The sequence below is a fragment of the Kitasatospora sp. HUAS MG31 genome, from assembly GCF_040571325.1.
Classification (GTDB): Bacteria; Actinomycetota; Actinomycetes; order Streptomycetales; family Streptomycetaceae; genus Kitasatospora; species Kitasatospora camelliae.
Genome location: NZ_CP159872.1, coordinates 2,022,151 through 2,032,942, shown reverse-complemented (window position 1 = coordinate 2,032,942; position 10,792 = coordinate 2,022,151). Strand labels below are relative to the sequence as shown.

At 70.8% G+C, this 10,792-nt stretch carries 9 protein-coding genes and 1 tRNA gene; 4 read left to right on the top strand and 6 right to left on the bottom strand.

Translation table 11 applies throughout. The features are described from left to right. Window positions 1-179: 179 nt before the first annotated feature. Together ABWK59_RS09450 and ABWK59_RS09445 are read left to right on the top strand one after the other, a co-directional pair. The gene (locus ABWK59_RS09450) at window positions 180-1,043 is read left to right on the top strand and encodes a DUF5753 domain-containing protein (protein ID WP_354639549.1); all 864 of its coding nucleotides are present in this window, start codon (window positions 180-182) and stop codon (window positions 1,041-1,043) included. 135 nt (window positions 1,044-1,178) lie between these two features. Continuing rightward, window positions 1,179-2,069 carry a prohibitin family protein gene (locus ABWK59_RS09445; RefSeq protein ID WP_354639547.1) on the top strand — a complete coding sequence of 297 codons (891 nt, stop codon included), beginning with the start codon at window positions 1,179-1,181 and terminating at the stop codon, window positions 2,067-2,069. A 10-nt stretch (window positions 2,070-2,079) separates the two neighbouring features. Here the strand turns inward: ABWK59_RS09445 and ABWK59_RS09440 are convergent, their stop codons facing one another. Both ABWK59_RS09440 and ABWK59_RS09435 read right to left on the bottom strand, forming a co-directional pair. Continuing rightward, entirely contained in the window at window positions 2,080-2,637 is a 558-nt protein-coding gene (locus tag ABWK59_RS09440) for a GNAT family N-acetyltransferase (RefSeq protein WP_354639546.1), read from the bottom strand. A 172-nt stretch (window positions 2,638-2,809) separates the two neighbouring features. Then, complete coding sequence (locus ABWK59_RS09435) at window positions 2,810-4,624, bottom strand: bifunctional metallophosphatase/5'-nucleotidase (RefSeq protein WP_354639544.1); 1,815 nt, start codon at window positions 4,622-4,624, stop codon at window positions 2,810-2,812. A 406-nt stretch (window positions 4,625-5,030) separates the two neighbouring features. Here ABWK59_RS09435 and pyk point away from each other — a divergent pair, with 406 nt between their 5' ends. Continuing rightward, on the top strand, window positions 5,031-6,458 hold the full coding sequence (gene pyk / locus ABWK59_RS09430) for a pyruvate kinase (RefSeq protein WP_354639542.1): 1,428 nt from the start codon (window positions 5,031-5,033) through the stop codon (window positions 6,456-6,458). 131 nt (window positions 6,459-6,589) lie between these two features. Here pyk and ABWK59_RS09425 read toward each other — a convergent pair. After that, window positions 6,590-6,662, bottom strand: a tRNA-Leu gene (locus ABWK59_RS09425). Window positions 6,663-6,761: 99 nt separating this feature from the next. Between ABWK59_RS09425 and ABWK59_RS09420 the strand changes: the two genes are divergently transcribed. After that, the gene (locus ABWK59_RS09420) at window positions 6,762-7,412 is read left to right on the top strand and encodes an ANTAR domain-containing response regulator (protein ID WP_354639540.1); all 651 of its coding nucleotides are present in this window, start codon (window positions 6,762-6,764) and stop codon (window positions 7,410-7,412) included. Window positions 7,413-7,505: 93 nt separating this feature from the next. Here the strand turns inward: ABWK59_RS09420 and ABWK59_RS09415 are convergent, their stop codons facing one another. The 3 genes from ABWK59_RS09415 to ABWK59_RS09405 are packed head-to-tail and all read right to left on the bottom strand — an operon-like array spanning window position 7,506 to window position 10,788. Further along, window positions 7,506-8,222, bottom strand: coding sequence for an ABC transporter ATP-binding protein (locus ABWK59_RS09415; RefSeq protein ID WP_354639539.1), 717 nt, complete (start codon window positions 8,220-8,222; stop codon window positions 7,506-7,508). Continuing rightward, window positions 8,219-9,082, bottom strand: a complete 864-nt coding sequence (locus ABWK59_RS09410; protein ID WP_354644887.1) for an ABC transporter ATP-binding protein — start codon at window positions 9,080-9,082, stop codon at window positions 8,219-8,221. Before ABWK59_RS09410 ends, ABWK59_RS09415 begins: the two co-directional genes overlap by 4 nt. An 8-nt stretch (window positions 9,083-9,090) precedes the next feature. Continuing rightward, window positions 9,091-10,788 carry a branched-chain amino acid ABC transporter permease gene (locus ABWK59_RS09405; protein ID WP_354639537.1) on the bottom strand — a complete coding sequence of 566 codons (1,698 nt, stop codon included), beginning with the start codon at window positions 10,786-10,788 and terminating at the stop codon, window positions 9,091-9,093. Window positions 10,789-10,792: the final 4 nt, after the last annotated feature.

The window sequence follows — 10,792 nt, the reverse complement described above, 5'->3', positions numbered from 1 at the left end:
GGGGCGGGAGTCGCTCCCTCGCGCCTCCCTTTCGGCACCGGCGGGCCCTTTGGCTCGGGGCGGGGGAGCGGGGGTTGACCAGGGGTGTGGCTCCGGTCGGCCGCTAGCCGAAGGGTGGGGGTGGGTGAAAGACTGCTGCGACAGCGAACGGACCGGGCCGAGGGGGCGGGGGTACGGGCATGGGGGCGCAGACCGGGACCGGGGCGGCCGCCCGGCGGATGCTGCTGGGATCCCGGTTGCGCAGGCTGCGGGAGGCGAGCGGGGTCAGCCGGGAGGCGGCCGGGTACTCGATCCGGGCCTCCGAGTCCAAGATCAGCCGGATGGAGCTCGGCCGGGTCGGCTTCAAGCAGCGGGACGTCGCCGATCTGCTGACCCTGTACGGGGTCGGCGAGGGCGTCGAGCGGACCGAGCTGCTCGCCCTGGTCGGCGAGGCCAACTCCCCGGCGTGGTGGCACGGTTACGGCGACGCGGTACCGGCGTGGTTCCAGACGTACCTCGGGCTGGAGGAGGCCGCCCGGACCCTCAGCGGGTACGAGGTCCAGTTCGTGCCGGGGCTGCTGCAGACCGAGGAGTACGCCCGCGCGGTGGTCCTGGTCGGCAATCCCGGCGCTTCCCCGGAGGAGGTGGAGCGCAGGGTGGACGTCCGGATGCGGCGGCAGCGGATCCTGGACGGCGACCGCGGCCCCGAACTGCTGCTGATCGTCGACGAGGCCGCGCTGCGGCGCCCCACCGGCGGTTCCGAGGTGATGCGCCGGCAGCTCGCCCGGCTGGTCGAACTCTCCGACCTGCCCCGGCTCACGCTCCAGGTGATGCCGCTCGGCCGTGGTGAACTCGCCGCCGACAGCGGCTCCTTCACCCTCCTCGGCTTCCCGGAGCAGGACCTGCCCGACGTGGTGTACGTGGAGCAGTTCACCACCGCGCTCTACCTGGACCGGCCCGCCGAGGTCGCCGAGTACGCGGCCGCCCTCGACCGTCTCCGCGCCCACAGCCTGCCGCCGGAGCCCACCCGCGACCTGCTGGCCGCCGTCCGCGCCTCGCTGTAGCCGCGCCGGTCCGTGCCGGGCGGCGTCGGGCCGGGAAACACCCCACGGGTCGTCACCCCCATGCCCTAGGCTCGCCCTGCCCCGCACTGGGCAGCGGGGGTTCCTGCCCGATGCAAACGAAGGGTCGACCTCTCCATGCTGTTCCTCGCGATACTCCTGCTCGCCGCGGGCATCGCCCTGTTCGTGCTGGTCCGCAAGGAGGTGGTGGACTTCCAGGGGGCCACCGCCGTGGCCGCCGTCGTCGCCGTGCTGGGTGCGGTGCTCGGGGTGAGCACCTTCACGCACGTGGTGGCGCCGTACCAGGTCGGGGTGCCGGTGGCCTTCGGCAAGGTGGGCACGCCGTGGAAGTCCGGGCTGCACCTGAAGAGCCCGTTCACCTCGGTCACCAGCTTCTCCACCCGTCCGGTGGACCTCAACCTCTCCGGTGACGACAAGGTGGAGGTCCGGTCCTCGCAGGGCGGTGTGCTGTACGCCGACCTGACGGTCAAGTGGTCCATCGACCCCGACCAGACCCTCTCGCTCTACAAGCTGGCCGGCAGTGAGGACGCGGTCGAGCGCCGACTGGTCGGTCCGGACAGCCGGGAGATCGTCCGCAACGTGTTCGCCCGCTTCACCAGCGAGGAGGGCTACGTGGCCAAGCGCGAGGCGATCAGCGCCGAGATCGACAAGGAGATCCGGCAGCGGCTGGCCCCGCGCGGCATCCAGATCGAGGCCGTGAACCTGCGCAACGTCAAGCCCAGCGACGCCCTGCAGAAGGAGATCGACCTCAAGATCCAGCAGGAGCAGGCCACCCAGCGCGCCGTCGAGGCGGCCCGTACCGCGAAGGCGGAGGCCGAGCGGCAGCGGATCGCGGCCGAGGGCGAGGCCGCCGCCAACAACATCCTCAACCAGTCGCTGACCGACAAGGTGCTGCAGTCGCAGTGCATCGAGGCGTTCCGGGCCGCCGCCGACAAGAACCCGGTGTACGCCAGCCCCTGCGGCAGCGGCGGCGGTTCGCCGGTGATCGTGGACGGCACCAAGCGCTGATCCGGGCGCATCAGTCCGGGACAGGACCACCTGCGCTCGGACCACCCGCGGCCGGCCACCGGTCGCGGGTGATCCGGAACGCCTCAAGCTCCCGCCCGTACCAGCGGTCGGTCCGGCCCAGCGCCGTCATGCCCAGCCGGCGGCAGACCGCCAGCGAGCGCTCGTTCTCCGGCCGGACCACCGCGTGGACCGCCTCCAGGCCGTCAGCGAAGCCCTTCGTCAGGGCGGCGCGGGCGGCCTCGGTGGCGAAGCCGTGGCCCCAGGAGTCCGGGTGCAGGTGCCAGCCCACCTCCACCTCCCCGCCGGTGCCGTCCGGCAGCGGGACCAGCAGCACCGAGCCGGCCACCACCCCGGTGTCCCGGCGCTCCAGCGCCCACACCCCGTACCGGGGGTCGGCCGAGCGTTCCCGGAACCGGGCGACCAGCGCCTCGGCCTCCGCCGCACCGGCCAGCGCCCGTGGTTCGCGGCCCAGCCAACGGGCCACCTCCCAGCGGGAGTAGAGGTCGAGGGCCCGGTCCCGGTCGGAGGGCTCCCACAGCCGGACGAGCAGCCGGTCGGTGCTGAACATGGGGGGTCCTCCTGGGCGTGCGGACGGGTCGGTCGGTCCGCGATTCTCCCCGCCCCGGGCCGGCGGGGCCAGCCCCGGGCCCGCAACCCCCCGCCCGAGGGTGCGGAAAGGGCCGGTGGCACCGCCACCCGCGGTGCCACCGGCCCGGCCCTCAACGGCCCCCTCGGAGGGCTCAGAACACCGGCGCGCCCGCGCGGACCAGGCGCCAGGTGACCCCGCCGAAGTCGGCCGGGTCGATGACGCCCTTCTCCTTCACCCAGGCGATCATGGTGTTGCGGATCTCGTCCGAGTTCGACCAGACCTTGGCGGCCGCCGCGACGTGCGGGAAGTTGCCGCCGCCGTTGGCCCGGTAGTTGTTCACCGCCAGCACGAACTGCTGCGCCGGGTCGACCGGCTTGCCGTCGTAGGAGAGGTCGACGATCCGGGAGCCGACCGGCTGCGCGATGTCGATGTCGTAGGAGACCCCGTACACCGCGTCGTAGTTGTAGTCCGGGGTGTTGTCGGCGCCGGCCAGGGTGTCGAGGTTCACCGGCTCGCCCGGGGCGAGGCGGGTGAAGTACTTGGCGGAGTACTCCAGGTAGTCCTTGATCTGGGCGCCGGTCAGGACCCGGGCCTCCAGGGTGTTCTCGTAGATGTACAGGCCGGCCGCGTCGCGCAGCTTGACCTCGCCGGCCGGGATGACCGCGGTGCGGTTGAACGGCGCGGCCTGGGCCAGCACGGGCAGGGAGGCGTACTGGCCGCCGGCCAGCGCCGCGCGGACCGCGTCGGCCTGCACCCGGCCGATCAGGTCGATGATCGGCACGTCCTTGAACCGGGCCTCGGCGATGGAGAGCTGGGACTTGCAGGTGCCGATGACCTGGTTGACGTACGCCACCACCTTGCGGTGCTGGGCGTCGATCAGGGTGGCGACCTCGTGGTCCTCGGGCACGGTGTTGGAGTTGAGCACCCGGGAGGAGGCCGAGACGACCTGCCAGCGGCCGCGGTCGAACTCCACCTCGAAGTCGAAGCAGGACAGCCGCTGGCCCCAGCAGAGCGGCTCGGCGAGCACGACGGTCCGGCCGGTCTCCTTGTTGACCACGAGGCGCTGCGGCACCTCCTTGTGGGCGTGGCCGACCAGCACCGCGTCGACCCCGGCCACCTGCTCGGCCAGCGCCACCGAGGCGTTCTCCGGCCAGGGCAGCTGGTCGCCGTAGGAGGAGGGCTCGTCCGCGCCGGAGTGCGCGGCGACGACGATCACGTCGGCGCCGGCCGCCTTCATCCGCGGCACGTACTTCTTCGCCTGCTCGACGATGCCCGGGAAGACCATCTGGCCCTGGACGTTGGCCTTGTCCCAGATCGCGATGCCCGGGTTGGTCAGGCCCAGGATGCCGACCCGCAGCGGGCGGCCGTGGTCCAGCCGCAGCTCCTTGATCACGTACGGGGGGAAGGCCGGCCGCTCGTCCTTGGCGTTCAGCGCGTTGGCGCCGAGCAGCGGGAACTCCAGCTGGCGCTCGAAGGCGCGGAGCACCGGGATGCCGTAGTTGAACTCGTGGTTGCCGAGCGCGGCCGCGTCGTAGTCCAGGGCGTTCATCACGGCGGCCATCGGGTGCTTCGGCGGACGCTTGCCGGTGATCGGCTCGACCCGGGCGTAGTAGTAGGTGAGCTGGGTGCCCTGGATGGTGTCGCCGGCGTCGATCAGCAGGGTGCGGCCGCAGCCCTTCTCGGCGCGCTCGCGCTTGACCAGGGTGGCGATCTTCGCGAGGCCGACGTCGTTGTGGGCCTTGTCGTCGTACTCGGCGTCGGTGAAGTAGTCCCAGTTGAGGATCCGGCCGTGCAGGTCGGTGGTGCCCATGACGGTGAAGGACTGCCGGTGCTTGGCCCGGGAGGTCTCGTTCCCGCCCTGCGCTGCGGCCGGGGCGGCGGCGGCGACGGACAGGCCGCTCGCGATGGCGGCGCCGGCCGCGGTGGCGGCGGAGCGGGTGACGAAGTCACGGCGGTTCAGGGGCATGGACGACTCCCACGGGGGCGGACGGACCGTCAGCGGTTGTGACGCGCGTAGAGAAACGCGCGTAGAAGTCTGCCGGTGAATCGGCCGCCCGACCAGCCCCCGGAGCTGTCCGGCAGGTGAGATCTTGGCAACTCGCCCGTGGCGGGGGAGCGCGCACGGCGCACGGTGACGGTCGTACCTCTGTGCGTCAACTCGCTGCACACGGATTCACCCTGACCGCCGGTCGGCGGACCGTCCGGCCGGCGTCCTGCCTGGTCGGGGTGGGGCCGTCGCCGGCGGGAACTCCGACTCACGGCACGGAAAGTCGCGTTGTGTCAGTTTGTTAATCAAAACTTTCGGCAACGGCCTTGCTACGGCCCGCCGGATCCTCGGTGTTACGCGCCGGTAATCCCTAGGCTCTACAGGCATGCGCCGAGCAAAAATCGTCTGCACCCTCGGGCCAGCCACCGACTCGTACGACCAGATCAGAGCCCTGGTCGAAGCCGGTATGGACATCGCCCGGTTCAACCTCAGCCACGGCTCCCAAGCGGAACACGAGGAGCGCTACCGCCGGGTCAGGAAGGCCTCCGACGAGGCCGGTCGGAGCGTCGGCGTCCTCGTCGACCTCCAAGGCCCGAAGATCAGGCTCGGCTCCTTCGCCGACGGCCCGGTACTTCTTGAACGCGGTGACGAGTTCACCATCACGACCGAGGACGTCCCCGGGGACCGCGAGATCTGCGGCACCACCTACCCGGGCCTGGCCGCGGACGTCTCCCGCGGCGAGCGGATCCTGGTCGACGACGGACGGGTCTGCCTGGAGGTCATCCACGTCGACGGCCCCCGGATCCACTGCATGGTCATCGAGGGCGGCCTGGTCTCCGACCACAAGGGCCTCAACCTCCCCGGGGTGGCCGTCTCCGTGCCCGCGCTGAGCGACAAGGACGTCGACGACCTGCGCTGGGCCCTGCGGACCGGGGTCGACATCGTCGCCCTCTCCTTCGTCCGCACCGGGCGGGACATCGAGGAGGTGCACCGGGTGATGGCCGAGGAGGGCCGCTTCCTCCCGGTGATCGCCAAGATCGAGAAGCCGCAGGCGGTGGACGACCTGGAGTCGGTGGTCGACGCCTTCGACGGCATCATGATCGCCCGCGGCGACCTGGGCGTCGAGCTCCCGATGGAGCAGGTGCCGATCGTCCAGAAGCGCGCCATCAAGCTGGCCAAGCGGAACGCCAAGCCGGTCATCGTCGCCACCCAGATGCTGGACTCGATGATCAACTCCTCGCGGCCCACCCGCGCCGAGGCCTCCGACGTGGCCAACGCCGTGCTGGACGGCACCGACGCGGTGATGCTCTCCGGCGAGACCTCGGTCGGCAAGTACCCGGTCGAGACGGTCAAGACCATGAGCCGGATCATCGCCGCCGCCGAGGCCGACATCCTCGCCGCCGGCCTGCCGCCGCTGACCGAGCGGAACAAGCCGCGCACCCAGGGCGGGGCGGTGGCCCGGGCGGCCGCCGAGATCGGCGACTTCCTGCACGCCAAGTACCTGATCGCCTTCACCCAGAGCGGGGACACCGCGCGGCGGCTCACCCGCTACCGCTCGCCGATCCCGGTGCTGGCGTTCACCTACGAGCCGGCCGTCCGCAGCCAACTCGCCCTCACCTGGGGCGTGGAGACCTTCCTCGGCCCGTTCGTCCCGACCACCGACGAGATGGTCGCCCAGGTCGACGCCGCGCTGCTCAGCCTCGGCCGGTGCCAGAAGGGGGACATCGTGGTGATCACCGCGGGCTCCCCGCCCGGGCTGGCCGGCTCCACCAACCTGGTCCGCGTCCACCACGTCGGAGAACTCGACAACTGACCGTCCCCGCGGCGGGTACGACGACGGCGCAGTCCCTCCGAGGGGCTGCGCCGCAGGGGTGGAACGCAAGGCGGGCCACCCGAAGTGATGAACATCTCCACTCGACGGGTGACCTTAAAAACGAAGGCAAGTGCCCCGAGTGGGATTCGAACCCACACTGAATGGTGTTTGAGACCATCGCCTCTGCCATTGGGCTACCGGAGCGCCCAGCAAATCGAAGGTTGCCCCCGATGCGCTGTGAATCAAACATACCGTGTCTAGGTAGGCTCGTGCATGCAGCACCCCGCCGGAACGAGGAGCCCCGTGAGCACCGCCGACGAGCAGCCCCAGCCGCTTGAGATCGACTCCCCCCAGATCACCCGCATCGTCATCGCCGAGGACGAGGCCCTGATCCGCCTCGACCTGAAGGAGATGCTGGAGGAGGAGGGCTACACCGTCGTCGGTGAGGCCGGCGACGGCGAGACGGCCGTCAAGCTGGTCGAGGAGCTGAAGCCGGACCTGGTCATCCTGGACGTGAAGATGCCCGTCCTGGACGGCCTCTCGGCCGCCGAGCGCATCCACGAGCAGCACCTCGCCCCGGTGCTGATGCTGACCGCGTTCTCCCAGCGCGAGCTGGTCGAGCGGGCCCGCGACGCCGGCGCCATGGCGTACATCGTGAAGCCGTTCAGCAAGAGCGACCTGGTGCCGGCGATCGAGATGGCCGTCTCCCGGTACACCGAGATGCGGACCCTGGAGCAGGAGATCGCCGACCTCTCGCTGCGCCTGGAGACCCGCAAGCTGGTGGACCGTGCCAAGAGCGTGCTGCAGACCCAGTTCGGGCTCACCGAGCCGGCCGCGTTCCGCTGGATCCAGAAGACCTCGATGGACCGCCGGATGACCATGGCCGCGGTCGCCGAGGCCGTGATCGAGGAGGGCGAGGCGCAGGAGCGCAAGAAGGCCGAGGGCGGCAACTGACGCCCGCCGCCCCGCCGGAGCGGCAACCGGAGTGACAACGGGAAGGGCCCGACCTGCAAGTGCAGGTCGGGCCCTTCCGCGTCCGGTCCGGGATCAGTCCTCGCCGAGGTACGCCTTGCGCACCGAGTCGTCGTGGAGCAGGTCCGCACCCGTGCCGGTGAGCACGATGTTGCCGATCTCCATCACGTAGCCCTGGTCGGAGAGCGAGAGCGCGGCCTGCGCGTTCTGCTCGACCAGCAGGATGGTGGTGCCGGCGGCCTTCAGCTCCACGATGGTCGCCATGATCTTCTGCATCATCAGCGGCGACAGGCCCATCGAGGGCTCGTCGAGCATCAGCAGCTTCGGACGGGACATCAGCGCCCGACCCATGGCGAGCATCTGCTGCTCACCGCCGGAGAGCGTGCCGGCGGCCTGCTTGCGGCGCTCGCCCAGGATCGGGAAGAGCGTGTAGGCGCGCTCGACGTCCTCGGCGATGCCGGCGGAGTCCTTGCGGAGGAAGGCACCGAGGAGCAGGTTCTCCTCGATGGTCATCCGCGGGAAGATGTGCCGGCCCTCGGGCGAGTGGGCCAGGCCCAGCGACACGATCTTGTGGGCCGGGATCGCGTTCAGCGGGGCGCCGTCGAACGTGATCTTGCCGGAGGTCGGCTTCAGCAGTCCTGACAGGGTCCGCAGGGTGGTGGTCTTGCCGGCGCCGTTGGTGCCGATCAGGGTGGTGACCTCGCCCTGGTTCACGCTGAAGCTGATGCCCTTGACGGCCTCGATCTTGCCGTAGGAGACGCGGAGGTCCTCGACCTCGAGCAGAGCGGTCACTTGTCGGCCTCCGTGCTGGTGGTGCTGGTGTCGGCGTCGGCCTCGGGGGTGCCGGTGCCTTCGAGCGGAGCGCCCAGGTAGGCGGTGATGACCCGCTCGTCGTTCTGGACGGTCTCCTTGTCGCCCTCGACGATCTTCTGGCCCTGGACCAGGACGGCGGTGCGGTCGCACAGGTTGAAGATGAACTTCATGTCGTGCTCGATGACCAGGATCGCGATGCCCTTGTCGCGGATCGCGAAGACCAACTCCTCGGCGGCGACGGTCTCCTGCGGGTTCATGCCGGCGGTGGGCTCGTCCAGCAGCAGCAGGCCGGGGTCGCTGGCCAGCGCGCGGGCGATCTCCAGCTTGCGCTGCTCGCCGTACGGCAGGTTGCGGGCCAGGTGCTCCGCCTTGTTGGCCAGGCCGCAGAACTCCAGGAGCTCCATGGCCTTCTCGCGGCTCTCGGCCTCGGCCCGGTGGAACCCGGGGCCGCGCAGGATGGCCGAGAAGATGCCCTCCTTGGTCCGGCTGAAGCGGCCGACCAGGACGTTCTCCAGGACGGTCATGTTGGCGAACAGCCGGATGTTCTGGAAGGTCCGGGCGATGCCGGCCTGGGTCACCAGGTGCGGCTTGGGCGGCAGCACCGTGCCCTTGTACTTCACGGTGCCCTCGGTCGGCACGTACAGGCCGGTGAGGCAGTTGAAGAAGGTGGTCTTGCCGGCGCCGTTCGGGCCGATCAGACCGACGATCTCGCCCTGGCCGACGGTCAGGTTGACGTTGTTGACGGCGGTGAGGCCGCCGAAGCGCATGATCACGCCGGAGGCTTCGAGCACCGGGGTGGCCGTCGTGAGCCCGGCGGCGGGCGCGGTGGTGGTGGTCATCTGGGTGTTCACGCCCCTGCCTTGGAGAGTGCGGTGTCGGTGGGCGTGCCCTGGGCGGGGATGTCCGCCTCGTGGAACTCCAGCTTCTGGCGACGGTTGGCGACGATGCCCTCCGGTCGGAAGCGCATCAGCAGGATCAGCGCGATGCCGAAGGTCAGCAGCTGGTAGTCCTTCAGGAACTCCAGCTTCGCCGGGATCAGGAACAGCAGGCTGGCGCCCAGCAGCGGGCCGCTGATGGTGCCCATGCCGCCGAGGATGACCGCGGCCAGCAGGAAGGCCGAGTTGGGCGCGACCGGACCGGCGAACAGGTAGCCCTCGGGGGAGACGGCGCTCTGGGTGTGGGCCTGCACGGCACCGGCCAGACCGGCCAGGGTGGCGCCGAGCGCGAAGGCGATCAGCTTGACCCGGAAGCCGTTGATGCCCATGGCCTCGGCGGCGGTCTCGTCCTCGCGGATGGCGACCCAGGCACGGCCGATGCGGGAGTCGGCGACCCGGCCGAAGACGGTCACCACGATCGCGGTCACCAGCAGCATCAGCAGCAGGTAGTTGGTGAACTTGCTGATCTCCAGGCCGCCGATGACGTGCGGCTTGCCGAAGTCGAAGCCGAACATGCTGACGTCCGGGATGGCGGCGATGCCGTTCGGGCCGTTGGTCAGGCTCGGGCCGGAGTTGCCGTCCAGGTTGTTCATGGTGATGCGGAAGATCTCACCGAAGCCCAGCGTCACGATGGCGAGGTAGTCGCCGCGCAGCCGCAGGGTCGGGGCGCCGATCACCACACCGAAGACCAGCGCGGCCAGGGCGCCGATCAGCGCGGCCACCGGGAAGGGCACGTGGAAGTCGCGGAACACCGAGAACGGGCTGCCGGAGACCAGCGCGGCGGCGTAGGCGCCCACACCGAGGAAGGCGACGTAGCCGAGGTCGAGCAGACCGGCCAGGCCGACCACGACGTTCAGGCCCAGGGCGACCGTGGCGAAGATCAGGATGTTGACGCCGATCAGCACGTACAGGTCGTTGGACTGGGTGAACGGGAAGGCGGCGGCGGCCGCGAAGGCACCGGCGGTGGTCACCGTGCGGTGCTTGGCGGTGAGCGCCGAGAGGCGGGCGGGCAGACCGGCCTTGTTGATCGCGGCGATCGCGAAGACGACCGTGATCAGGTAGCCGGTGAAGCTCTCCGCCTCGGCGCCGATGCCGAAGGCGAAGGCGGCCAGGCCGACGGCCAGCACGGCCGCGATGACCGAGATCTCGGCCCAGGAGGAGAGCTTGGCCGGGGCCGGGGCGGCTCTGTGGTCGTCCGGCAGCTGCAGGGCGCCGACCGCGGCGATCAGCGCGCCGACGGCGAGCACCCAGCCGCCCGGGTCGAGGTTGGCCAGGCCGCCCAGCTGCCAGCCGATCGCGCCGACGGCGAACCAGCTGCCGGCCAGGGTGCCGATGCCGAGCAGGCGCAGGGCCTGGTTGGCGCCGGTGGGGGCGGCCCAGCCGGTGCCGCGCACGCCGTAGGAGGCGAGCGTGTACAGCAGGGTGAGCAGGCCGGCGATGAAGGCGACCCACTGGAGGCCGGCGGGGGAGCCGTAGTACGTCAGGTCGCCGGGGAACTCGCTGCTCCAGGTCCAGGGGAGGAACGCGGAGACGGCGGTGAGGGTGGCGCCGGCGGCGGTCAGCGCGCGGGCGGCCTGAGCCGGGATGACGGTGGGGATCTTGGTGGTCATTGGC

Coding starts and splice junctions, on each gene's coding strand:
- ABWK59_RS09450 (WP_354639549.1), top strand. CDS start 180: ATGGGGGCGCAGACCGGGACCGGGGCGGCCGCCCGGCGGATGCTGCTG.
- ABWK59_RS09445 (WP_354639547.1), top strand. CDS start 1,179: ATGCTGTTCCTCGCGATACTCCTGCTCGCCGCGGGCATCGCCCTGTTC.
- ABWK59_RS09440 (WP_354639546.1), bottom strand. CDS start 2,637: ATGTTCAGCACCGACCGGCTGCTCGTCCGGCTGTGGGAGCCCTCCGAC.
- ABWK59_RS09435 (WP_354639544.1), bottom strand. CDS start 4,624: ATGCCCCTGAACCGCCGTGACTTCGTCACCCGCTCCGCCGCCACCGCG.
- pyk (WP_354639542.1), top strand. CDS start 5,031: ATGCGCCGAGCAAAAATCGTCTGCACCCTCGGGCCAGCCACCGACTCG.
- ABWK59_RS09410 (WP_354644887.1), bottom strand. CDS start 9,082: ATGACCACCACCACCGCGCCCGCCGCCGGGCTCACGACGGCCACCCCG.
- ABWK59_RS09405 (WP_354639537.1), bottom strand. CDS start 10,788: ATGACCACCAAGATCCCCACCGTCATCCCGGCTCAGGCCGCCCGCGCG.